The 22,971-nt window shown below is 47.0% G+C and carries 23 protein-coding genes and 1 pseudogene; 9 read left to right on the plus strand and 15 right to left on the minus strand.

The window, feature by feature from the left end; all coding sequences use genetic code 11:
* The first annotated feature begins 78 nt into the window (after positions 1–78).
* Positions 79–354: a hypothetical protein gene (locus J5I83_RS12615; protein WP_304056633.1), complete on the plus strand. Its 276-nt coding sequence runs from the start codon at positions 79–81 to the stop codon at positions 352–354.
* Here the strand turns inward: J5I83_RS12615 and J5I83_RS12620 are convergent.
* Both J5I83_RS12620 and J5I83_RS12625 read right to left on the minus strand, forming a co-directional pair.
* On the minus strand, positions 334–1,509 hold the full coding sequence (locus J5I83_RS12620) for an FAD-dependent oxidoreductase (protein WP_304056638.1): 1,176 nt from the start codon (positions 1,507–1,509) through the stop codon (positions 334–336). The two genes, J5I83_RS12615 and J5I83_RS12620, sit on opposite strands and share 21 nt — an antisense overlap.
* Positions 1,487–2,260 carry a glycerophosphodiester phosphodiesterase family protein gene (locus tag J5I83_RS12625; protein WP_304056639.1) on the minus strand — a complete coding sequence of 258 codons (774 nt, stop codon included), beginning with the start codon at positions 2,258–2,260 and terminating at the stop codon, positions 1,487–1,489. The genes J5I83_RS12620 and J5I83_RS12625 overlap by 23 nt, the downstream gene beginning before the upstream one ends.
* 140 nt (positions 2,261–2,400) lie before the next feature.
* On the opposite strand from J5I83_RS12625, the gene J5I83_RS12630 reads away from it, so the two are divergent.
* The 6 genes and pseudogenes from J5I83_RS12630 to J5I83_RS12655 all read left to right on the plus strand — a co-directional run bounded on the left by J5I83_RS12630 (position 2,401) and on the right by J5I83_RS12655 (position 8,853).
* Positions 2,401–3,042: a hypothetical protein gene (locus J5I83_RS12630; RefSeq protein ID WP_304056641.1), complete on the plus strand. Its 642-nt coding sequence runs from the start codon at positions 2,401–2,403 to the stop codon at positions 3,040–3,042.
* A gap of 152 nt (positions 3,043–3,194) precedes the next feature.
* Complete coding sequence (locus J5I83_RS12635; protein ID WP_304056644.1) at positions 3,195–3,683, plus strand: DUF1499 domain-containing protein; 489 nt, start codon at positions 3,195–3,197, stop codon at positions 3,681–3,683.
* Positions 3,684–3,705: 22 nt separating this feature from the next.
* A complete protein-coding gene (locus J5I83_RS12640) occupies positions 3,706–6,126 on the plus strand; it encodes a penicillin acylase family protein (RefSeq protein WP_304056646.1) in 2,421 nt (806 codons plus the stop codon).
* Between the two features lie 44 nt (positions 6,127–6,170).
* On the plus strand, positions 6,171–6,641 hold the full coding sequence (locus tag J5I83_RS12645; RefSeq protein ID WP_304056647.1) for a hypothetical protein: 471 nt from the start codon (positions 6,171–6,173) through the stop codon (positions 6,639–6,641).
* Positions 6,642–6,739: 98 nt separating this feature from the next.
* Positions 6,740–8,037, plus strand: a pseudogene (gene chrA, locus J5I83_RS12650) (chromate efflux transporter).
* A gap of 528 nt (positions 8,038–8,565) precedes the next feature.
* Positions 8,566–8,853 carry an Lpp/OprI family alanine-zipper lipoprotein gene (locus J5I83_RS12655; protein ID WP_304056650.1) on the plus strand — a complete coding sequence of 96 codons (288 nt, stop codon included), beginning with the start codon at positions 8,566–8,568 and terminating at the stop codon, positions 8,851–8,853.
* A 50-nt stretch (positions 8,854–8,903) separates the two neighbouring features.
* Here J5I83_RS12655 and J5I83_RS12660 read toward each other — a convergent pair whose 3' ends face one another.
* The 13 genes from J5I83_RS12660 to J5I83_RS12720 form a co-directional block, all read right to left on the minus strand.
* Complete coding sequence (locus tag J5I83_RS12660) at positions 8,904–9,878, minus strand: L,D-transpeptidase family protein (protein WP_304056652.1); 975 nt, start codon at positions 9,876–9,878, stop codon at positions 8,904–8,906.
* An 86-nt stretch (positions 9,879–9,964) separates the two neighbouring features.
* Positions 9,965–11,137, minus strand: coding sequence for a carbamoyltransferase HypF (locus tag J5I83_RS12665; RefSeq protein ID WP_304056654.1), 1,173 nt, complete (start codon positions 11,135–11,137; stop codon positions 9,965–9,967).
* A complete protein-coding gene (hypB, locus tag J5I83_RS12670) occupies positions 11,127–12,038 on the minus strand; it encodes a hydrogenase nickel incorporation protein HypB (protein WP_304056657.1) in 912 nt (303 codons plus the stop codon). Before hypB ends, J5I83_RS12665 begins: the two co-directional genes overlap by 11 nt.
* Positions 12,039–12,052: 14 nt before the next feature.
* The gene (gene hypA, locus J5I83_RS12675) at positions 12,053–12,394 is read right to left on the minus strand and encodes a hydrogenase maturation nickel metallochaperone HypA (protein ID WP_304056659.1); all 342 of its coding nucleotides are present in this window, start codon (positions 12,392–12,394) and stop codon (positions 12,053–12,055) included.
* 218 nt (positions 12,395–12,612) lie between these two features.
* Positions 12,613–13,224: a HupE/UreJ family protein gene (locus J5I83_RS12680; RefSeq protein ID WP_304056661.1), complete on the minus strand. Its 612-nt coding sequence runs from the start codon at positions 13,222–13,224 to the stop codon at positions 12,613–12,615.
* An 89-nt stretch (positions 13,225–13,313) separates the two neighbouring features.
* Positions 13,314–13,838: a cytochrome P460 family protein gene (locus J5I83_RS12685; RefSeq protein WP_304056664.1), complete on the minus strand. Its 525-nt coding sequence runs from the start codon at positions 13,836–13,838 to the stop codon at positions 13,314–13,316.
* A gap of 208 nt (positions 13,839–14,046) precedes the next feature.
* On the minus strand, positions 14,047–14,757 hold the full coding sequence (locus J5I83_RS12690) for a M48 family metallopeptidase (protein ID WP_304056666.1): 711 nt from the start codon (positions 14,755–14,757) through the stop codon (positions 14,047–14,049).
* A complete protein-coding gene (locus J5I83_RS12695) occupies positions 14,744–15,526 on the minus strand; it encodes a 1-acyl-sn-glycerol-3-phosphate acyltransferase (RefSeq protein WP_304056669.1) in 783 nt (260 codons plus the stop codon). The genes J5I83_RS12690 and J5I83_RS12695 overlap by 14 nt, the downstream gene beginning before the upstream one ends.
* Positions 15,523–16,062 (minus strand): D-glycero-beta-D-manno-heptose 1,7-bisphosphate 7-phosphatase, encoded by a 540-nt coding sequence (gene gmhB / locus J5I83_RS12700; RefSeq protein ID WP_304056671.1) that lies wholly within the window; start codon positions 16,060–16,062, stop codon positions 15,523–15,525. The genes J5I83_RS12695 and gmhB overlap by 4 nt, the downstream gene beginning before the upstream one ends.
* Position 16,063: 1 nt before the next feature.
* A complete protein-coding gene (gene glyS, locus J5I83_RS12705) occupies positions 16,064–18,277 on the minus strand; it encodes a glycine--tRNA ligase subunit beta (protein WP_304056673.1) in 2,214 nt (737 codons plus the stop codon).
* Between the two features lie 2 nt (positions 18,278–18,279).
* Entirely contained in the window at positions 18,280–19,197 is a 918-nt protein-coding gene (gene glyQ, locus J5I83_RS12710; protein ID WP_304056676.1) for a glycine--tRNA ligase subunit alpha, read from the minus strand.
* A gap of 54 nt (positions 19,198–19,251) precedes the next feature.
* A complete protein-coding gene (gene lnt / locus J5I83_RS12715) occupies positions 19,252–20,745 on the minus strand; it encodes an apolipoprotein N-acyltransferase (RefSeq protein ID WP_304056687.1) in 1,494 nt (497 codons plus the stop codon).
* Positions 20,746–20,843: 98 nt separating this feature from the next.
* The gene (locus tag J5I83_RS12720) at positions 20,844–21,212 is read right to left on the minus strand and encodes a DUF6164 family protein (RefSeq protein ID WP_304056679.1); all 369 of its coding nucleotides are present in this window, start codon (positions 21,210–21,212) and stop codon (positions 20,844–20,846) included.
* 121 nt (positions 21,213–21,333) lie between these two features.
* Between J5I83_RS12720 and J5I83_RS12725 the strand changes: the two genes are divergently transcribed.
* Both J5I83_RS12725 and J5I83_RS12730 read left to right on the plus strand, forming a co-directional pair.
* Complete coding sequence (locus J5I83_RS12725; protein ID WP_304056682.1) at positions 21,334–22,170, plus strand: SDR family oxidoreductase; 837 nt, start codon at positions 21,334–21,336, stop codon at positions 22,168–22,170.
* 336 nt (positions 22,171–22,506) lie between these two features.
* A complete protein-coding gene (locus tag J5I83_RS12730; RefSeq protein WP_304056684.1) occupies positions 22,507–22,722 on the plus strand; it encodes a transposase in 216 nt (71 codons plus the stop codon).
* Positions 22,723–22,971 lie beyond the last annotated feature (249 nt).

Below are 22,971 nucleotides of genomic sequence, written 5' to 3' on the forward strand. Positions count from 1 at the left end.
CTTAAATACTTTGAATTTCCCTCAGGTTTAGATGCTGTTATTATAAATTCTTGAGAGTTTAGGAGGTTGGTTTCTTACTTGAACCGATGTGTTCATGAGGGTCTCAGGTATTTTGCAGGGCCGACTACCTATACCACGACTACTGACGGAAATGCTGGCAAAGTTGACCCAGGCGATGCAGTGGGTGCGACTTTTGGTATGGGATTTGGTATTAATGAACGATCATCCTTTAATTTGGGTTACTCTCACAGGCATTTTTTTAATACCCGGCTAAATGGTGATAAAATTGGAGGCAGTGCGCTGAATATTGGTCAATTGTTACTGGGCTATTCATTACGGCAACTCAAGCAGTAACTTTGAAACATCCGCTCTAGGTGTGCGCTTAGGCAATGTAGGCATAATGGCATGCAGTACTTTTTGTGCAGTAGCACGGCAAACTGTCAGTTTACCGCCATAGATGCTGACGATACGCGGCTTCTGTGGTGCGTCGTACTGTAAACGTATTTCCCGGGAACGATGAAAAGCAGAGCCTTGTGCTGCGGGAAGTACTCGCAATCCAGAAAATTTTTCCCTGACAGTCATATTTCTTGCTGGAAAGTAATGATGAAAACAATCCAGTAAGTAAGCCTCTTCCGTAGCCAATGGAAACGATTCTTCCGGTTCGCCATTAAATATAGTTTCGGTTGTCCCTAGCAGGATATGCTGATACCAGGGCAATACGAATACTGCTCTCCGATCTATGGCAGACTCCAGATAGTAACATCCCCTATAGAGACTTCCTTCCAACACCAAATGGCTCCCTTGCACCAACTCAATAGGATATTCCGGTAGCTGAGGATCTATTCGTTGTACTACTTTGTTCACCCAGGGTCCAGCAGCATTCACCAGCACGGCTGCGCTACAGTGATTTGTTCTGCCGCCCTGCAGATAATCAATTTCACATATCGAAGAAGCGATGGTGGCATGAACAAATTCAGCAGGACACAGCAATTCCGCACCCAATGATTGGGCAGAATGCATCAATGCCTGTGTCAGAAGCCGATCATCAGTCTGGGCATCCCAATATTGAAAAACATGCTTTAACCCCTCAGTTGTCAAGCCATCCAACTGTTTCCATTCAGATTTTGGAACAGAATGAAAACTCGCTGAGGCACTCCCACCCGCCAGCAAGGCATACAGACTCAGGCCAGCACGTAACGTCAGCATGCTGCGCGATGTTTCCTGGTATACCGGAATATAAAACGGACTAAGTTTGACCAGAGAAGGCGCTAATCTCAACCACTCGGATCGTTCTTGCAAGCTTTCATGGACGAGTGCAAGCTGACCGCTTTCCAGATAGCGCAAACCACCATGAATTAATTTACTAGAGCAGCTTGAAGTGCCCGCAGCCAGTGCCGTTTTTTCCAGTACCAGAACACTACAGCCACGTGCTGCAGCAGCCTGGGCCACAGCAACTCCCTGGATACCCCCGCCCACGATAACGACGTCATAATGATTGGATACAGGCATTTTTTTTGAGTAGTGGATGTTGTAATAATGCGCCAATGGTATCGGTTTCGATTAGAAAAACTCCCTCATCGGCATACCTCAACGCTGTATGACTGTCATTGACCGTATAGACTACCCATTGCCAGGGACCTTGCCAACGTTCATGAGAGTCATGCGGCAGACGACTGGTGCTGCAAAATAGAAATTCCGGGGCCAATTGTTTAGCGATAATACCATGTTCATTGTCCCATTTCGGGACAACCCAGCCAATCCGTGCAGCATCCTGTCTTCTTGCAAATGCGACTGCGCGTGCATCAAATGAGATTATGACACATTGCTTATGGTATGGATGAATGACTTCAAGAATGGCATCCATTGTTGCTGTTAAACCAAATTTAGCAATGCTTTCTAATTTTATTTCAACAAATGCAGTTACCCATGGCCACTCCTGCAAGAGTTGACAAAAAGTGATCAAATCAGACAGAGATTCAGCTTCTGGAGTGCTAGCAAGACCGGAATCAGGATAGGGCACTGACAGCATATTAATGACACTATCGTCGAGCTGAGTCAGGCAGTGATCGGTCCCCGTCAAGCGCTGCAGATGATCATCATGGCATAAAAATGGCGTTCGGCGAGCACTCAATTGGATATCGATCTCGACAAAACAAGTCCCAGCCAGCATCGCAGCTTCGAGCCCGGCAAGCGTATTCTCGGGATAGCACGCAGGATAACCACGGTGAGCGATGAGATAAGGTATAGTTTGTTCAGTCACAGACAAATGTTTCCTATAAATAATATGAATCACATCCTGTTCAGTATTCTGAATCATAGTGTTCAATCAGGATTTGATCATAAAATTAGATGATAAAATCCATAAAAATATAAAAACTTATAAATTTGCCGAGAGAAATAATGCGTAAATTTGCAATCAGCTTCAATATGCTTCTCCCTGCCTTAATGGCAGCTCTTCTTTTCATACCTTACGCAATGAATTTTCTTGCGCATGCTATGGTTGGTGACAAACAGTTTCCGCCCATTATTATGATGAAACTACCGGTTGAAAGCACTGTTGTCACACTACCGGCAGAAGTTGTGCAGTTCATTCCCTTTGATATCACGCTCCAACTTGACACCAACGCGTTGGCAAAGCGCATCAATGACATCATAGCCAAGTCTCCCCATGGCGTTGCTATGCAGGGCATTAGCGGCAAAGTGTTTGCCAGCATGCAAGCAGAAATTACCGGAGATGGATTTCATATTGACAATCCAGGACCGCAAGCGCAACTTTTTTCCAATCATGGCGAAACGCTCTGGTCCTGGAAAATCACGCCGTTAACACCGAACCGTCAAGCACTTACGCTCCGACTCCATCTGACAGCTACCGGCAGTGAGCATGAAAGTCAGAAAATCGTGGATGTCGCTGAAATACAAACCTTCGTACAAAAGAATCCGGCTGAATGGCTGAAACGATACGGGATATGGTTTGTAGCAGCAGGCTTACTGGCAATCGCAATTCGGCGAAAAATGCGTCAAGCTAAAAACCAGAATCTTTAATACAAATAAGTAATAATTTCTGCCACGGCGGGTAACACATGCGTGATACGGGTCAGAATCATCTCAATAGCGATTTGGTCGAATTCACTTAAGCATCCGTATTTCCTGATAAATTATCTACTTTACCATCGATATCTAAACAGGGTTCTTTTATGATATTCATCAAATGGCTACTGATCATTCTTTTTTTAATTGTAATTGTGGCAGTGCTCGCAGGCCAGCTTGGCATGCTCAAAGGAACAGCCCCAATCGATCTGGGCACCCGGGAGGGCAAGCTTAAACCGCCTGCCATGACACCTAACAGTGTTTCCAGCCAGGCTGCACTTTATCCAGATCATCCACAGCTTCATTACGCCAGCATTGAGCCATTGCCGCTCATTGGCGACGCAACGACAACATTGACCCGTATACGCAGCATTGTCGAAAATATGGAAGGCGCAGAAGTCATCACAAGCGATACGCATTACCTTTATGTTCAATTTACCACTAAAATCATGAAATTTGTGGATGATACGGAATTCTGGTTTGATCCAGCTGCCAAGGTGATTCAGGTACGTTCTGCTTCCCGGCTGGGAAAAAGCGATTTAGGCGCCAATCGCAAGCGGATTGAAGCCATACGTGCACAGCTTGTTGCCTCCTGATTGGCAACTGCAACTATTGGCTATGACAATACTTCCATGGTCTAGTCTGATTCGCTGGCTGCTATTCATGCCGCTTGTGCTGGCGCTATTGCTGACATGCGCCTCTTGGCTGCTACTACAAGGCAGCTTGCCCCAATATGACGGCAAAGTGCATGTTCCTGGTTTATCCGCAGCAGCTGTCATCGAACGAGATGTGCTCGGCAGCGTAACCATACACGCGCAGAATCGTCTTGATCTTGCCAGGGCACTGGGTTATGTCCATGCACAAGAACGCTTCTTTGAAATGGATCTCATGCGGCGCAGCGCAGCGGGAGAATTGGCTGAATTATTTGGTGCTGGGGCGCTACCAGCTGACCGCAAGGCGCGGAGACATCGCATGCGCGCCCGTGCCAAAGCAATGCTGGCCGATCTGCCTGAAAGCCAGCGCCGTTTAATCGATGTGTATCGCGATGGTGCAAACAAAGGTCTGGCTGCACTGGCAGTACGGCCATTTCCTTATCTGCTGACACGCACCCAACCGCATCCCTGGCGCAGTGAGGACAGTCTACTAATAATCATATCGATGTTTTTTACTTTACAAGAGTCAAGCGTGCAGCGCGAGTTGCAACTTTCCACTCTGCGCGCTGGCTTGCCTGAATCTATTTACCAGTTTTTAACTGCAAGCGGAGGTGAATGGGATACGCCGCTGCTTGGGGCACCTTTTGAGTGGCCACAACCACCTTCCAGCGAAGAATTTGATTTGCACCAACTTGATTCAGGCTTGGAGCGTATGGAGCGTACCTTACAACACCATAGGAATGATCAATATGATGAAGCCCCGGGCAGCAACAGTTTTGCAGTTGCCGGCTCATTGACCAGCGGAGCTGCGCTGGTAGCCAATGACATGCATCTGTCATTACGGGCACCCAGTTTATGGTTCCGTACACGCCTCATTTATTCTCATTTTCAGCGGCCCGAGCGCTTGATTGATACAGCAGGCATAAGTCTGCCCGGTGTCCCTGCGATTGTTGTGGGCTCCAATCGGCATATTGCCTGGAGCTTTACCAACAGCTACGGCGATATGGCCGATTGGGTACGGATTACGCTTGACCCGGCAGATCCGTCGCGTTATCTTAGTGGCGGCAACTGGAAACCAATTTCAGTCTACCATGAAACGCTACATGTGCGTGGTGCACCTGATGAAACGCTCGAAGTTCGTGAAACTGAGTGGGGGCCAATACTGGCAGATGATCATGACGGCACACCGCTAGCATTGGTCTGGACTGTCTACCAAAGCGGCTCAGTCAATCTGGATTTGATTGAACTCGAGCAGGTAGAAACAGTGGATAATGCTATTGTCGTTGCGCAACATGCAGGTATTCCGGCACAAAATTTCATTGTGGGGGATCGCAATGGCAATATCGCCTGGACAATTGCGGGACGTATTCCATTACGCACAGGCCAATACAACCCAGGTATCCCGGCAGACTGGAGTGAAGGAAATATCGGCTGGCAAGGCTGGCTTGAAGCAGCAAAATACCCTTTGATCAGCAATCCACAGGAGCAACGGTTATGGAGTGCCAATAGCCGGGTAATCGATGGCACCATGTACACACTGCTAGGTGATGGCGGCTATGAGCTCGGTGCACGTGCTCGCCAGATCCGTGATAGCTTGCAGAAAATTGAGCACTTCACGCCCACTGACTTATTTTCAATTCAGTTGGACGATCGCGCTTTATTTCTTGCTCGCTGGCGGCAATTACTTAAACGAACACTGGATCAGACGTCTTCCTCTGACTGGCGCACAGAAATGCAGCAAGCATTGAATGATTGGGATGGCCATGCTGCTATCAACTCTGTTGCTTACCGTATAGTACGTACGTTCCGTCAGGAGATCATTGGTAGCATCCTAGATAATTTTGCTGCAAAAGTACGGCGTCGCCATCCGGATTTCTTATTACCGCGGCTACCCCAGATCGAACATGCCGTGTGGGTGTTGCTTGAGCAACGTCCATTGCATCTGCTGCCGCCGGGATATACCGATTGGGATCAACTGCTTGAAACTTGCGTACAGCGTATCGCGGAACAATTGCAGGCTCAGCCCGGCGGGATAGCAGTGCGTACCTGGGGTGAGCAGAATACTGCGGCTATCCAGCATCCTTTGAGTCGTGTACTGCCAGGATTTATTGCTCAGTGGCTGGATATGCCGCGTGATCCACTGCCAGGCGATAGTTATATGCCACGTATCCAGTCACCTAATTTTGGTGCATCACAGCGTTTCGTGGTTGCGCCGGGTAATGAAGAGCAAGGTTATTTTTCAATGCCTGGTGGACAGAGCGGTCACCCCCTTTCACCTTACTATGGCAGTGGTCATGCTGATTGGGTGACTGGCAAAGCAACCGCGTTTCTGCCTGGACCACCCGAACATACCCTGTCACTGCTTCCGCTCAGAGGCAGCCAATAACCCATTTCTTGTTCGTATTAGTATCAAGTTTAGAGGAGATTTTGATGAAGAAGATTTATTTGCTTGTATTGAGCTTGCTCACAACGACTGTCATAGCTGCGGATATGGATGAACGCAAAGTGCTAATGCTTAATGAAATGCAGCGCCATCACATCTTGACCGAGATGCGTGCTTTACTGCTCGGTACCCAGCAGATTCTGCAAGCACTCTCGGAAGAGGATATGACAGCGGTTGCCCGCCATGCCCGCATGCTAGGCATGGAAATGGCGCATAAGGGAGAGAATCACTTGCAATCTGTATTACCAGAAGACTTCATGCAGCTTGGCATGTCGGTGCATAAAAGTTTTGATCAGATTGCAGTCGATACAGAAACTTTGCGGGATCCCAAACATACTTTGGCACTATTGAGCATCACCATGCAGCGTTGCGTAGCCTGCCATGCCACTTATCAAATAAGAACGACCGGCCTACCTGCTGAAGCAGAAACCCATCCGGCTCATCACAAACATCATTGATTACAGGTTTCTGCAAATATCCTGAAAAGATGACATCACCCTCTGACGAAATCGGTAAAGCCACACCTTCTACCCAGGTTAGCTTTCGCGAAGCATAGCTGTTCTGGTTCAAGTTGGGCCGGATCAGCTTTGGCGGTCCGGCTGGACAAATTACCATCATGCACACGGAATTAGTTGAGCAGCGATACTGGATTAGTGAAAGGCACTTTCTGTATGCGCTAAATTACTGCATGGTATTACCTGGCCCAGAAGCTCAGCAGTTCGCCACCTATATCGGTTGGCTCAAGCATCGAACCTGGAGTGGTATCGTTGCGGGCATATTGTTTATATTGTGCCATCTCTACTCATTCTGATTGCCTTATCCTGGCTCTACATCACCTTTGATCACGTCCCGCTGATGGCCGGGCTGTTTCATGGTATCAAGTCCGCGGTAACTGCTATCGTTTTGCAAGCTGCTTGCCGGATCAGAACGCGCACCCTAAAGAATTAGACTTTATGGATGGTCGCCATTGCTTCCCTCATCGCCATCGCGATATCAATACACCGTTTCCAGCTATTCTACTGACTGCTGCGCTGATCGGTTATGCCGGTGCACATATGGCACCGACTCAGTTCATGGCAGAGCATGATAAGCACAGTCAATTGTATAGCCGATCATACGAGCCGGCTATCATCGATGATACCACTCCTCTCCCCAAACACACCCGTTTCCGCTGGCCGCGTCTGGCCACAGTGATCACAACTCTATGCCCTACTCTGGCTCGTGCCGATGGCGTTGCTTGTCAGTCAATTTGGCTGGGAAGGTACACTGACTCAATTAGGTTGATTTCTTACCAAAGCAGCCCTGCTGACATTCGGAGGTGCCTCTACTGTTCTGCCTTATGTTTCTCAAGGCGCGGTAATACTATGGAGGCTGAATCCTGTGCAAATGATCGATGGTCTGGCACTCGGTGAAACCACCCCAGGGCCACTCATCATGGTAGTCACATTCATCGGCTTTATCGGTGGCTATACCAACGCACTATTTAGCAGCGAACTTACTTTCTTGGCGAGAGTCACTGCTGCTATAGTGGTAACTTGGTTTGCCCTCCCACCCTCATTTTTCTTCGTCCTGACTGGCGGACTATTAGTGAAAACCACTCACGGCAACCTGAAATTCACTGCCCCATTGACTACCATTATCGCTGCTGTAGTCGGCGTCATTTTCAATCTGGTAATGTTTTTTACCTATCATGTTCTATGGCCAGGAAGCTTCTTTTCTTCGTTTGAATGGCCAGCCACCTTAATTGCACTGGCAGCAAGTATTGCGCTGTTCTCGTTGTTCTATTTCAAACGCAATGTCATTTACGTTATTACTATCTGCACAGTAATAGGCTTGATTTACAGTGTCTTTTAAGAATAATCCTACGGATCATGCAGTCTGTGGATCAGAACTTAGGGCGTATTATGCTAGAGGCGGTTGCTAAGTTGGAACGCTCTGCCAACCACTTTAATAGTCCATCGCCGGCTTACATATCTGTTTTCCTTAGTCTTTTGGAATGAAGAATAAAATTGTATGCATATGCATTATTGCTGGCCTATTTATTATCCCTTAGCATGATGATGTAAGAGAGATAATTTTATTTGTCGCTTTCTTTTAGTGATGCTAGAAATGTGAATCTGTTGGGTATTTTACGTATTGATCAAGCACAGTTTAAAATCATTATTTAATTGAGAGCGGAACTCAGCTGGTCAAAATCAAAATACTAATGATCACTACAATATGGCTGTGGTAAATATGACACACTCTCGCTTTATATAGCGAGAGAAATCATGTAGCATCACGAAGTTGTCGCTGATTTTTTAGATGTGGACTTGGATGGACAACAACTTATGCTGGAAATTTTGAGTTTTATCTAAATCAAATAACAGTAAGGAGATAAAGATGAATAAGAAAATGAAGTATGCATTTACTGTAGCAGCGCTGAGTGCCTTAGTTACATTATCTGGTTGTGCAACCACGGGACAACTCGAAGAAGTGAAATCACAACTCAATGCTGTTAAAGCAGATGCAGATGCTGCTAGATCAGAAGCTGCTAATGCTAGAGCAACTGCAGATGAAGCAAAAGATATTGCAAACAGAGCTCTCAATACTGCTAATGAAGCCAATGCGCGCTCAATTGAAACTGAAACAAAAATTGACCGCATGTTCAAACGAGCCATGCATAAATAAATTATGCAGAAATAAAAACGCCCCCCTCTTGGGGGGCTTTTTATTTCAGGCTATTTTGAAATCAAAACAGGAATACCATTCTTCTCAAACACAGCCAGCTCAAGTGCCAGCTCATCAATGATGATATTCTTTCTGGTTGGGCTTGCATTCTTGCCACTAGCGCTCCTCTCAAGAAAACTGGTGATCACTTCGCGAGCTTTCTGCATATAATCAGCATATTGATGCTCGTCTTCTTCCAGTGGTGGGTGCAATTCTATAAACAGGGAATCAGCTAGCCAGCCAAGTTTTATCGGTTGATTGACAAGCTGAACGGGAGTTCCGGTTGGTACCTGATCAAATAATTCTTCGATATCTTCAGGGTACATGCGCAGGCACCCATGCGTCACGCGCATACCTATGCCAAAGGGTTTGTCAGTACCATGAATCAAATAACCTGCTGTACCCAGATATAACGCATGGCGACCTAATGGATTATTCGGCCCAGGGGGAACGATATTCGGTAGTGGTGGATTGCCTGCTGCAATAGCCTCATCCTTGAGTGATTGAGGCGGCGTCCAGGTAGGATCCTTTTGTTTTCTAATGATGCTTGTTCTGCCCAGCGGTGTTCGCCAGTCCATTCTCCCTATGCTGATCGGATAAGTAATGACAACTGGCTTCTTCCCTTTCCCTGCCTTGGGAAAATAATAAAGCCGCATTTCAGGCAAGTTAACGACCAAGCCAGTACGTTCAGCATGTGGAAAAATATACCGGCCTGGTATCACAACTTCAGCACCTTCGGGAGGCAGCCAGCGATCTACTAGAGGGTTGGCCAACAGCATTTCGTCCTGTCCAATACTATACCTGCGTGCAATATCGAGTAGAGTCTCCTCCCTGCTTGCTGCTACGACGGTTACTTGACCAAAAATATCAATATCTGATGGTGGTAATATCCATGATGCAGCCTGCGCCAATGTCGTTGTCAATAGGGTAAAAAATAATATAGCAATGCTACGCATGATCAGGCTCACAAAAATAAATATAGTCATTCTCCTGTTTGGACAGGAAAGTATTTAAATGGTTGAAAGCCCCTAACTATAGCAGATACTGGAAACTCTGATTAAGAAGCTGTATATCAACAATTAACAGTCTTCAGGTGATCACTGTGGGTGGTCGCTGTGTCATACCGTTGCGCGGCTACCCAGGCCTGACCCAATGAAATAGCACTGTCATTAGGTGGTAACCGTTTAGCGGATAAGACTACCAGGTTGTTTTCAGCTAAATGCTGACTCAATAGTTGCAATAACAGTCTATTATGAAAGCAACCACCCCCCAGTGCAATTAAAACGCACTGATGTTTACGGGCAGTCACTGCGACCCACTCGGCAAGCCCGGCGGCAACGGTAGCATGAAATACTGCAGCACCATGGAAGATATCGGTACATTGCGCCAGCCAGGCAAGCAGCGAAGAAAAATCAAGAATATTATTGACGGTAATTTGGTAGCCTTGTGCAAGTGAAGCCACATTACCATGAGATTCGGCCAGCGCTTGTAACTCGATCGCCGCCTGCGCTTCATGAGATTGAATTTCATTCACACCCAATAAAGCTGCAGCAGCATCGAACAGCCGTCCCATGCTGGAGGTCACCGGACAGTTCAAATTGCGTTGTAACATGGTGGTGACCGTATCAACTGCCGGCTGATTGGGGAAACGCAATAGGATCTCGTTAGCACGTCCCAGCTTGAATAACACTGCTGCAGCCATACGCCACGGTTCGCGTGCAGCCTGATCACCGCCTGGCATAGCAAGTGAGGCCAGATGCCCCAGCCGTTCAAAATACCCTCCTTCCACTCGTAATAATTCCCCCCCCCAAGGCATCGCGTCTACACCTAACCCCACACCATCCAGGGCCAAACCCAAGACGGCTTCACTGATGCCGTGCTCGGCACAGATAGCAGCAATATGAGCATGGTGATGCTGCACCGCGATAATCGGCAAATTATGCTTTGTCGCATAGCTGCTTGCAAATTGCGTACTGTAGAAATCAGGGTGTAGATCATGCGCAACAATCTCAGGCTGTACTTTAAACATCTGACACATACGGGACACGGTTTCATCCAGTCTAATACGCGCGTACGCTGTATCAAGATCACCAATTAATGGAGAGATTAAAGCGCTATGACCTCGTGTTACGCAGATAGTGTTTTTTAACCAAGCGCCGCAGGCCAGCACAGAAGGTGCTGCGAAAGGAAGTTCAATCAAAAACAAAGGTGAATCAAGCTGCGTGAAATCGAAGCTACTCGGCATGACGCTTGTCTATGTTCAGTCTACCTGCCACAGCCCGATATTGCCCCACTTTAATCCAGTCCAGCCATTCTGGCATCCCCTCGCCACTCACAGTTGAAATATGAATGACCCGAAGCAAAGGATTAACACGATGAGCATAATCAATTGCCAATTCAGTATTGAAAGCCAGATAAGGCAGCAGATCGCACTTGTTAAGCAACATGAGATGTGCAGCTCGGAACATATCAGGATATTTGAGAGGCTTATCTTCACCCTCAGTCACGGAAAGGATCACGATCTTATGTGCTTCGCCTAGATCAAAGCTGGCTGGGCATACCAAATTGCCGACATTTTCAATGAATAACACACTGTCATCCTGCACAGCAAGCTGTTGCATGGCCCGGCTCACCATGTAAGCGTCCAGATGACACCCCTTGCCTGTATTAATTTGCAAAGCAGGCACCCCACAGGCGCGAATACGCGCAGCATCATTCTCTGTTTGTTGATCACCCTCAATCACGTAAATGCGCTGCTTTTCTTGCAAGGCAGCAATGGTTCTAACCAATAAAGTCGTTTTGCCGGAACCTGGACTGGAGACCAGATTGAGTGCAAAAATACCATGTTCAGTCAGATACTGACGATTTGCGTCAGCATACTGGTTATTCTTGGTAAGAATATCACGTTCAATTCTCACCATGCGCGCTTGACTCATGCCTGCTGCATGCACGCCCGCAGCATCTGAGCCAAAATCAATCAAATCATGTTTATGAACGGGAAGATGACTGGATGTCTCCACAGCGGTCTGCAATGCCATATTGTCAGGCTTTCGATAATGGATTGCTCCAGCTGGCTTGCGAGAATTCTGTAACAGTTTTTTGCCTATCCGCACTAAACCATTTCCGCAACCGCATGTTGTACACATGATAGTTCCTCCTTCTATTCGACCTCAAGTTCTTTGACTCGCAAGGTATCACCACGCAATACTTTAAGTCCATAACTCCCGCATTGTGGACAAGCATCATGCAGCGTAATCATAGGCACTTCATGAGTGCATATTTTGCACCAACCCACGGCTGGGATATCAATAATTTCCAGGCGTGCCCGCTGGGCGATACTGTCACGCGTCACTACCTCAAAACAGAAATGCAGAGACTCCTGCTCTACACAAGCCAGTTGACCAATTTCTAGCCACACCATCTTGACACACGTGAATGATTGATGATGAGCGGCTTCTTCGATGATCTGCAAGACATTCTCGGCTAATGACATTTCATGCATGAGTAATTTTATGTCAGTATCTGGAAAATTGTGACAAGAATTGCAGCGGGCACCTCAGACATAAAGCGGTAGACGGAACGCAGAAGCAAGAAAACAGGCATCGTAAACTTTGTGGTACAGAGCTACATATGAGATAGCTAGACAAAGAAAGCGTTCTGCCCTATACAGAGATTGAAATACACAGGAGATTCATTAGCAGAACGTCATTCTCATAACCTCTACCCGGCAAATAAAATACTTCCTCCATAGAAAGCAACCACGATACCAGCAGGCCGTAGCCATTGTACACGACCCATGCGCCCGCTTAACACGGTAAGTGCAATACCACACGCGTGAAGACACGCAGTTGCCAATATAAATCCCGCTGCATAAGCCAATCCTGAAACATTGTGCGGCATTTCGGCACCATGAGCATAGCCGTGACAAAATGCAAACATGCCCGCTACCATAATACTTATGAGCAACGGCAAGTGGATTGCAGCTGCAATCAACATACCGAAAACCAGCAGTGAAATGACAATTCCCAGCTCAGTACCTACAAAAGGAATCCCAATCATTCCCACTACTCCGCCCAATGTCATGACTGTGACAAAAGTAAAGGGCACTAGCCAGATCGCGCGCCCGGCCATTTGAGCTGCCCATAGGCCAACAGCTACCATCGTAAGGATATGATCCAATCCGCCTAGCGGATGAATAAAACCATGCACCCATCCGCTCTGATCGACCATACCAGTATGCGCATAAGCAAACGAGGGATAAATCAGGGGAAAAAATGCTAGAGCAAACAGCAGCCAAAACTTTATCGCAAAATATACCATCGGAGCGTTCACGCTATGTTTTCAAGTGCTTGAGCAGGCTGTAAATCTAATAAACTCACAACCTGTTCTTTTTTACAATGATATCTCCGTCACGCTCACCGTTACTGATTCTTTGCAAATTCAACCAGTTTCTGGAAGCTAAATAAATAATCTTGATTCTTCAATGGCGTATGGCATTGAACACAATTCAGATCATTGCTTTTAGGCGTACCATCTGGGTTATACACGGCAAATCCCCAGTCACCTACGCGATTCTCCTGAGAAAAAGCTTTATCCCAGTCATTTCTTTTTTCCATGACAGCCACTGCAGCCAATTTCTCAATTTCGAAAATACCCTCTTTCCCGGAGATAATCTTGCCATCTGCATCTTTCTTAGGTTCATATATTTCCATGATAACCACTGACCCAGGCGCTGCTTCTTCGCCCTTTTTATAGCTCGCGACAGCAACCTCATTCGCATAGAATTTTGCCACCTGCGTCTGATTGGCTCGATTGGCAGTATCGTATTTTGTAAAGACCTGCTGATAGCTCTCCGGAAACTTGACAAAATCAGGATCACCTCCACCATGAGCATAAAAAGGTAAAAGTGCGCCAACCAGGGTAATGAGTTTAAATCGGTGCTTCATTTTCTCTCCTCGCTTGTAAGGTTTTATGGTTAAGGGATTTCCAGGGTAAGCTGCTCTTTCAATAATCATGTTAAATAACTATACTACAGGATCATTTTCGGGCTTTTTGTACAGCTTGCAGCAACATTATATGCACAATAGCAGGCAGTGGGAAATCTTGTATTATGCATCCAGTTCATTAAGCATTCTAAAAAATGAATCGTTCCGGTCAGCCGATTTTCCTTAGCGCCATTTGCGCTTGCCGATAATCCGGGTAAATGCGCTCGACCACTTTCCAGAACGCTGCAGAATGGTTCATCTCGACAAGGTGAGATAATTCATGCGCGACGACATAATCCACCAGAGCAAGTGGTAACTGAATCAATCGCCAGTTGAGACATACAGTTCCATGGGAACTGCAACTACCCCAGCGCGTGCGGGCACTGGATAATCTCAGTTTTGGCAGCGGCACACCCAATTTGCCTGCATAAAATGCTACTCGTTCACTCATATGCATCATCGCCTGTTTACGATACCAAGCCATCACAAATTGCTCGATTTGATCGGGGGTAAGAGCGACTAAAGAAGATGACATGTCCTGAGCTGGGCCCGCTTTATTAGTCTGCGGTACCATGCGCAGCTTCTCTGACTCAGTCAATGTCAATCGATAGGGATCACCCAATAACCAGAAAGTACTATGCAGACACCACTCGGGTTGGATAATTTTTTTCTCTTTCCATGCATCCAGATTTCCAATAACCCACCCTGCCTTGCTTTGTAACACTCGTTCGATGCTGCTGATAGTAGCTTGCAAAGGAACACGCACTGTTAAACCATCTCGATTGATTCTCAGGCCAACTGTCTTCCGGTTACGGCGAATAAGCGTATAGCTGATTATCCTGTTGGTCAGCGTGATGCTACGTGCCTCATTTTTCAGCATCTTTAAGCGACTTGTTCGAGACCAAAACAAATTTTCCATCACGCCCTTCTTTTCCAGAACGGCTGATACGTGACACTTCAGCTTCTATCCATGCTTGTACACGTGCATTAAGTTCATCAGACTCCATACCGGTTGGATCAATTGGTTTGCCAATACTTACCGTAATCGTTCCAGGGTATTTGATGAATGAATCTCTCCCCCAAAACTCTCCAGCATTATGCGCGACTGGCACAACCAATGTGCCAGTGTGGGTGGCAAGCCATGCACCACCTATCTTGTATTTACCTGTCTTACCTGGAGGAATGCGCGTTCCTTCTGGAAAGATGACTATCCAGAAATTCTGTTCTAATCGCTCCTTACCCTGCTCAACGATTTGCTGTAAAGCTGCCTTACCCGAACTGCGATCAATTGCGATCGGATTAGTCATGGCTAATCCCCAGCCAAAAAATGGAATCCGCAATAACTCTTTCTTAAGCACCCACACCTGAGGTGGAAAAATTTGTTGTAACGCCAGGGTTTCCCATGCTGATTGATGCTTTGATAGCACGATACTTGGCCGATCAGGAATATTCTCAGCACCAAGCACACGATAATGCAGTCCACAGATTATCCTCAGCAAAAACAGCATAAGGCAAGTCCAGCCATAAGTAACCTTATAACGATAATGTGGTGGAAGTGGAAAGCATAAGAGCGTGATTAGCGCATAGGGGGGAGTAATGATAATCTGTAATAAGGTATAAAGCGTCGCACGCAGCGCAGCCGGTATCATATTCGCTTCACTAAAGTATCAACGACTGATGCCAGATCAGCAAAAATTTGCGTCCCTTCTGGCAGATCACCATTCGCATGGGTCATTTCGCCTTTCCCAGTCAGCACTAAAATCGGGATGGCACCGACAGCAACTGCTGCCTGCAAGTCTCGCAAAGCATCTCCCACAGCAGGCACACCCTTGAGGTCTGTACTATAGCGTTGCATGATTTCCTGAAACATGCCTGTTTCAGGTTTACGGCAATGGCATTTATCCTGTTGTGTATGTGGACAGAAAAAAAGTGCATCAAGGTGTCCCCCGACCTGGTGAACAGCCTTGAACATCTTGTCATTGATGGCATTAAAAGTAGCCATATCGAGCAATCCGCGTCCAATACCTGATTGATTGGTCGCAACAATCACGCGATAACCGGCATGGGAGAGTCGTGAAATCGCTTCCATGCTGCCCGGTATAGGTTTCCATTCTTCGGACGTTTTGATAAAGGTATGGCTAGTTTCATTGATCACACCATTGCTATCAAGGATAATCAGTTTCATGTCAGCTCGCCAGCCTGGAAATATCAGCCACCCGATTCATGACCTGTTGCAGCTTTTTAAGTAATGCCAGGCGATTGTTGCGCAACATTTGATCATCAGTATTGACCATGACATGATCAAAAAAAGTATCAATTGGCGCCTTTAATGCTGCCAGGATTTGCAGGGCAACCGTGTAATCCTTCTGCAGCAATGCCTCATCCACCTTATCCTTCATCTCGATCAACGCTTGGTATAATGCCTGCTCGGCAGGGGCCTGCAAATATTTAATTTCTACTTGGGCATTAATATTCTCGGCAACCTTCTTGAGAATATTACTCACGCGCTTATTGGCTGCTGCCAGACTGGCTGCCTCTGGTAAAGCGGCAAAAGCACGGACAGCGGCAAGCCGTTTGGGAATATCATTTAAATGCTGTGGACGAAGCGTCAATACCGCATCCACTTCTTGTGCGCTATAGCCCTGCTCACGCAGACTCCAGGCCAGCCGCTCATAGATAAATTCCAGTAGCTGCACAATCACTTCAGTGGAAATAAAACTCCGTGTAAAACTCTGTATGCCCTGGCTCTGGATAGTTATTCCAGTCATTTGCTTAGACGATTCGCCAAAGACGGCCCGCTCAGTCCATCGCTCCTCAATACGCTTATCATGGAGAATTTCCAATACTCGCCCAAGGAGTTTATCCAGTTCGAGTGGCAAATCCTTTTCAATGAGAATACGAATCACACCCAGGGCATGACGGCGCAAAGCAAAAGGATCTTTATCTCCGGTCGGGACCTGACCGATACCAAACAGACTGATCAAGGTTTCCAGCTTGTCTGCCAGCGCCACGCAGACACCAGCCAGATTGCGTGGCAGCGCATCACCGGCAAAACGGGGCCTATAGTGATCTTCTATCGCATAGGCGATGACATCACTCAAACCCTCGTGTTGGGCATAGTAGCGCCCCATAATACCCTGCAGTTCGGGGAATTCTCCCACCATGTCAGTCAGCAAATCCGTCTTGGCTAGCTTCGCTGCTTCTTCTGCCTGCTCCGCCAAAACATTTCCACCCAACATTTGTCCGATTTCGCGTGCAATAGCGCGCACGTATTCAATACGTAACCCTTGTCTACCAAGCTGATGATGGTAGACCACCTTATCCAATCCGGGAATGCGTGAAGCCAGGGTATTTTTCCGATCTTGATCAAAGAAAAATTTTGCATCCGCCAAGCGCGAGCGCACGACACGTTCATTGCCCTCGATCACCAAGCGAGTATCTGCCGGACAGACGTTCGCTACTATCAGAAAGGTATTGACCAGTTTGCCATCACTATCCAGTAGTGGAAAGTATTTCTGATTGGCTTTCATCGTCAGAATCAGGCATTCCTGCGGCACTTCCAGAAATTCTGACGGAAATTTACCTGCCAGGATGTTAGGCTGCTCGACCAGCGCCGTCACTTCATCCAGTAATGCTTCATCCTGAATGAGCTGCAAGTTTTCTTTAGCTGCAGCAGTGTTAAGCTGATGGACGATTCGGTTGCGGCGCTCAGCAAAACTGGCAATAACGGCGCCCTCTGTTTCCAGCTGCTGCGCATAGCTATTCGCTTCCCTGACAACGATCGGATGGACAATCGATTCAAAGCGGTGCCCTTGTGTCACTTTGCCGGCAGCCAAACCTAGCGCATTTACAGGAATGATCTCTGCTCCATGCAATGCAATCAGACTATGCGCTGGACGAACAAAATGGACACTTTCCCAACCATCTGCCAGCTGATAGGTCATCACCTTGGGAATGGGTAATTGCGCAATAGCCTCATCAATCGCTTGCTGTAGCCCTTCCGTAAGCATGATGCCCGGTATCACGCGCTCCAGGAAAAGTGTTTCAGATTTGCCTTCCATGGCCCGGCCCAACTGCGAAACAACGAATGCTTCCACCCCAAGACTGCTCAACTTCTTGATCAGAGCCGGCGTAGCCCGTCCTTCTTTGTCCAGACCAACGGCAACGGGCATTAACTTGGTCGTCACGGCACGATCAGGCGCCTGTGCTAACACCTGAGTGATATGCGCTGCCAGTCTGCGCGGTGTGGCATAGGCGGTAACTATCGTATCAGGCGAAGCAAGATTCTGTTCTTTCAGACTATTTAGCAGTGTTTCTGCAAAATGCACCCCCAGCTTATGCAACGATTTAGGCGGCAGCTCTTCAACTAGCAGCTCTACGAGCAGATTTTCCATCACCATGCTCACCCTGCTTTCTTGGGCATTTGCGCCACCCAGTCACGCGGAGCCAAAGGAAAAGAAGGGTGCAAGCGTTCACGGCTATCGTAATACGCCTGTGCCACGCGCCGCGCTAGATTACGGATACGCGCGATATAGGCAGCCCGCTCGGTTACTGAAATGGTTCCGCGGGCATCCAGTAAATTGAAGCTATGCGCCGCTTTCAGGACTTGTTCATAAGCAGGCAATGGCAATTGTTTTTCCATCAGGTTATTGGCTTGCTCTTCATATTTAGCAAAAGCATGGAAAAGGAAATCGGTATCACTATATTCAAAATTAAAAGCTGATTGCTCGACTTCATTTTGATGATAGACATCACCGTAAGTAAGTCCTTCTGTCCAGATTAAATCAAATACATTTTCCACACCCTGCAGATACATGGCCAGTCGCTCCAGTCCATAAGTAATCTCACCAGTAATTGGACGACAGTGCATACCCCCGACTTGCTGAAAATAGGTAAACTGCGTTACTTCCATTCCATTTAACCATACTTCCCAGCCCAACCCCCATGCGCCAAGTGTTGGATTTTCCCAGTCATCTTCAACCAGCCGAACATCATTCCGTTTCAAATCCAGACCCAATGTCCGAAGTGAACCAAAATATAACTCCAGAATATTTTGTGGTGCCGGTTTCAGTACCACCTGATATTGATAATAATGCTGCAGCCGATTCGGATTATTGCCATAACGACCATCTTTGGGACGGCGCGATGGCTGCACATAAGCTGCACGCCAGGGCTCTGGCCCCAATGCACGCAAAAAGGTCGCAGTATGACTGGTACCAGCACCTACTTCCATGTCATAAGGCTGTAACAAGGCGCAACCCTGCTTACCCCAATAATGCTGCAGCGTCAGAATCATTTCCTGAAATGTCAGTGTAGGCATCAATATAGACAAAACGATAAACTCAGCATGGTTCTGTTGATCACGATTAGCATTCTACAAGGTTTTACGTTTTCCATAAAAGAAGACTGATAGCCAGCCGATAATCAACAGCAAGCCAGCAGCTCCTAACACCAAGCTATTACCCGCCTGCACATAAGGTGTGGAACCTGCATAGCCTTGCGCCACCCCGTGCAAACCTGCGGTGGTAAACATTTCCAATTCCTGCAGGACGCGCCCGCGTTGATCAATGATGGCCGTTACCCCGGTATTGGTAGCACGCAACATATATCGGCCTGTCTCCAATGCGCGCATCTGTGAAATCTGCAAATGCTGCCGTGGACCGATGGAACGCCCAAACCAGGCATCATTGCTGACATTGACAAGCACTGATGCCTGGGGGAGCTGCCTGATGATTTCTTCACCAAATACATCTTCGTAGCAAATATTGATTGCCACCCTTTGTCCTGCCAGTTGCAGCGGCTGCTGATCTAGTGATCCGCGGGAAAAACCCGACAAAGGAATATTCAGCACCTGGATAATCCAACCAAATACGGGTTTTAACGGGATATATTCGCCAAATGGCACCAGATGATGCTTCCGGTAGCGCTGCTCAGCAGATACTCCCAGACTAAACATAGTATTGTAATATTCATTCCGATCCGACGATACCGATTCAGCCATACCAATCAGTACATCGCCATTATTGGCTACTGCTTGCGCAGCCAGCTCTGACAAATAATCAGTCGGCACATCTTCACGAAACAAAGGAATCGATATTTCCGGCGTCACAATCAAACGGCCGTTGCTTTCCCGGATGAGCTGCGCATAGGTATTCATAGTTGTTATAAGGTGATCTTCCCGCCATTTTAAGTCCTGCGCAATATTCCCCTGCAACAGGCTTACCGTCACAGGATCACCCTGCGGTTGTGTCCAGTTTATCCACTGCAAGCCGAGCCCCATTGCCCAGACACCACCTAGCAGGTATAAAAATCGCCAGCTGCGCCTCTGTCCAAGCCAGCATGATAACCATGCGGCACTCACAACCAACAGAAGTGAAACACCGTAGGCACCCACCACTGGCGCAAAACCTGCAAGCGGACTATGTGGCGCCTGGGAATAGCCTACCGTTAACCAAGGAAAACCCGTAAACAAGGTACCACGCAACCACTCGGACAACATCCATAAGGAAGCAACCATCCATGGCCAAATAATTGGTGCCGCTGCGCGCGATCTTACCGCAAGCCATCCTGTTAATGCAGGGAATAACGAAAGATAAGCGCACAGCAAGATCAAAGCCAATACTGCCAGTGGCATCGGCATACTGCCGAAATCATGCAGACTGACATAAATCCAGGTTACACCAGCACCGAACATGCCCATGCCAAAAGAAAAACCCAGCATGCCTGCATTAAAAGGCTTTACGCTGTTACGCCAGAAATAAAGCAGGAGCGCCAGGGTAGCCAACGGTATCGGAAAAAAATAAAATGGTGCGAAACCCAGAACAGTAAGCACACCCAAGAAGAAAACAACGATGATTTTCAAGTTAATTTGACTCAATCCAGGCCCGCAAGCAAATAAGAGATTTCAAGTGATTTTAAACAACGGCTGGTAAAAACAAAAAATTATCCAATCAGCGGTTTCTAAGATTATAGTTTGGATAGCTCCATGATTAATTTGAATGGCAAGTAGAGCAAGGCTAGCACAATCAATATATAAGCAATAAACAAGACTGGATTTTCCTTCATGCTATCTAGCACTGTCTTGTTTTTTCCTTCCCTTTTGAGTCGCGCATACTCTTCCCTAACCCGAATTGAGCGTGCCTCCTGATATTCCTCGAGTAATTTTTTCGCTTCCTGGAACTGATGCTCGTCCTTCACCCACAGCGCAGGCATAGAAACGCCCCAATTGCCTGCGGTTGTTTCATAGTAATCGATATGATGGTTGTTCAATAATGTACGCACTTCCGCCACTTCGTCATCTGGAACATTTCTTAGTTTGAATAATAATTTTGACATTTACTCAATGATGGTCATTATGATGTCATTTGTAATGAATTTATCTAGATGATGCTATGATGATGCCCTTTCTTATGTCAACTCCAAAACAAACGGATAGCTTTCAGGTTAAGCTTGGTTGATGAAAAAGTCTATTTTAATTACTGGTTGCTCCAGTGGAATTGGTTACTGTGTCGCGCATGCGTTGCATCAGCGCGGTTATCGTGTATTTGCCACAGCTCGACGACAGGAAAGTGTCGAAATGTTATTAGCTGAAGGATTAGAAAGCCTGCAATTGGATTTAAATAATCCAGAATCGATTCAACAAGCATTTGCAGCAATCATGCAGCGCACTGACGGGCAATTATATGCCTTATTTAATAATGGCGCTTATGGTTTACCGGCTGCCGTTGAAGATTTGAACCGCGACACCTTACGCGCGCAATTTGAAACCAATGTTTTCGGCTGGCTGGAATTAACCAATCTGGTGTTGCCTGTCATGCGTAAACAAGGCTATGGCCGGATTATCCAGAATAGCTCTGTTCTGGGTTTTGCTGCCATGCCATTTCGCGGCGCCTACAATGCCTCCAAGTATGCAATCGAAGGATTGAGCGATACCCTCCGCCTTGAATTGATGGGTAGTCAAATCTTTGTCAGCCTGATCGAACCAGGGCCGATTACCTCTCAATTTCGCGCCAATGCGCTCAAGGCATTACAGCAATACATTAAGATAGACAATAGCCTCCATCGGGAAAAATACCGCGCGGTATTGAACCGGCTGAACAAGCAAGGTCCAGCCGTTCCTTTCACCCTGCCACCAGAAGCGGTCCTCAAACGAGTCATTCATGCCCTTGAGGCACGCACGCCCCAACCACGTTATTATGTTACTGTTCCTACTTATTTATTTGGCTTTCTCAAGCGCATCCTGAGTACTCGCTTACTGGATAGGCTGCTCGCCAAAACTGGTAACAGTAATTAATCCCAGGAAACTGTTTGGAAATTCTGAATTCTAGCGTTAGTGTAGCTAATTTTGCTATAAAGAGGCGGCATTATGAATCAACAAAAAAGCGTAAGAAGCGTTATCCGAGCGATTTGAGCAATGGAGCGTGGCACTACTTGAAATCTCACCTGCCATTATCGACAGTAGGAAGGCTACGAGAGCTGATTATGCGTCAGGTAATAAATGCGATCCTTTATGTTTTGAGAACAGGTTATCAAGGGTAGTAATTGCCCCATGAATTTCCGGTCTGGAGTGCGGTTTACTACTATTTTTTACCGTTAGTCCCATAATGGGACATGAGAACGTCTCCATCATTTGTTGCGTTCCCGGTTGCGGGAAAGATGCGGACGTCACAAACACCCGACGGCAGGTTGTCTGGACAGTCAAGGCGTCAAATGTACAGCGGTTCCTGGGCAACGTGGATTTGATGCGGGTAAGAAGGTCAATGGCCGTAAACACCACATTCTGGTGGACACATTGAGTTTACTGTTGGCTATTGTAGTAACTGCCGCCAGTGTTGCAGGACCGTGACGGTGCTCGCCTACTCTTGCGTCATCTGATCTTGTAGTTGCAAAAAGCTGAAGAAGATTTGGGTGGATGGCGGTTACTGCGGTCGTCTTGTGAACTGGGTTGCAGAACAATTTAAATTCTGCCTATAGCCTACGTCACATAAAATGATTCAATTTTAAAGAGTTGCTCAACGGTTTGGTTTTGTTGTTTTCTGATTGCTTTGGCTTGTGCCCATTTGTGCTCAATGGGGTTAAGGTCTGGTGAATATGC

Origin of the sequence: Nitrosomonas communis (assembly GCF_024102715.1) — a bacterium.
Lineage (GTDB): Bacteria > Pseudomonadota > Gammaproteobacteria > Burkholderiales > Nitrosomonadaceae > Nitrosomonas > Nitrosomonas communis_B.

What these genes read in the sequence shown, in the direction of transcription:
- hypB (WP_304056657.1), bottom strand. Translation starts at nt 12,038, where the DNA reads ATGTGTACAACATGCGGTTGCGGAAATGGTTTAGTGCGGATAGGCAAA.
- J5I83_RS12645 (WP_304056647.1), top strand. Translation starts at nt 6,171, where the DNA reads ATGAAGAAGATTTATTTGCTTGTATTGAGCTTGCTCACAACGACTGTC.
- hypA (WP_304056659.1), bottom strand. Translation starts at nt 12,394, where the DNA reads ATGCATGAAATGTCATTAGCCGAGAATGTCTTGCAGATCATCGAAGAA.
- J5I83_RS12720 (WP_304056679.1), bottom strand. Translation starts at nt 21,212, where the DNA reads ATGTCAAAATTATTATTCAAACTAAGAAATGTTCCAGATGACGAAGTG.
- glyS (WP_304056673.1), bottom strand. Translation starts at nt 18,277, where the DNA reads ATGGTGATGGAAAATCTGCTCGTAGAGCTGCTAGTTGAAGAGCTGCCG.
- J5I83_RS12630 (WP_304056641.1), top strand. Translation starts at nt 2,401, where the DNA reads ATGCGTAAATTTGCAATCAGCTTCAATATGCTTCTCCCTGCCTTAATG.
- J5I83_RS12640 (WP_304056646.1), top strand. Translation starts at nt 3,706, where the DNA reads ATGACAATACTTCCATGGTCTAGTCTGATTCGCTGGCTGCTATTCATG.
- J5I83_RS12695 (WP_304056669.1), bottom strand. Translation starts at nt 15,526, where the DNA reads ATGATACCGGCTGCGCTGCGTGCGACGCTTTATACCTTATTACAGATT.
- J5I83_RS12725 (WP_304056682.1), top strand. Translation starts at nt 21,334, where the DNA reads ATGAAAAAGTCTATTTTAATTACTGGTTGCTCCAGTGGAATTGGTTAC.
- glyQ (WP_304056676.1), bottom strand. Translation starts at nt 19,197, where the DNA reads ATGCCTACACTGACATTTCAGGAAATGATTCTGACGCTGCAGCATTAT.
- J5I83_RS12620 (WP_304056638.1), bottom strand. Translation starts at nt 1,509, where the DNA reads ATGCCTGTATCCAATCATTATGACGTCGTTATCGTGGGCGGGGGTATC.
- gmhB (WP_304056671.1), bottom strand. Translation starts at nt 16,062, where the DNA reads ATGAAACTGATTATCCTTGATAGCAATGGTGTGATCAATGAAACTAGC.
- J5I83_RS12685 (WP_304056664.1), bottom strand. Translation starts at nt 13,838, where the DNA reads ATGAAGCACCGATTTAAACTCATTACCCTGGTTGGCGCACTTTTACCT.
- J5I83_RS12660 (WP_304056652.1), bottom strand. Translation starts at nt 9,878, where the DNA reads ATGACTATATTTATTTTTGTGAGCCTGATCATGCGTAGCATTGCTATA.
- J5I83_RS12635 (WP_304056644.1), top strand. Translation starts at nt 3,195, where the DNA reads ATGATATTCATCAAATGGCTACTGATCATTCTTTTTTTAATTGTAATT.
- J5I83_RS12690 (WP_304056666.1), bottom strand. Translation starts at nt 14,757, where the DNA reads ATGCTGAAAAATGAGGCACGTAGCATCACGCTGACCAACAGGATAATC.
- J5I83_RS12665 (WP_304056654.1), bottom strand. Translation starts at nt 11,137, where the DNA reads ATGCCGAGTAGCTTCGATTTCACGCAGCTTGATTCACCTTTGTTTTTG.
- J5I83_RS12655 (WP_304056650.1), top strand. Translation starts at nt 8,566, where the DNA reads ATGAATAAGAAAATGAAGTATGCATTTACTGTAGCAGCGCTGAGTGCC.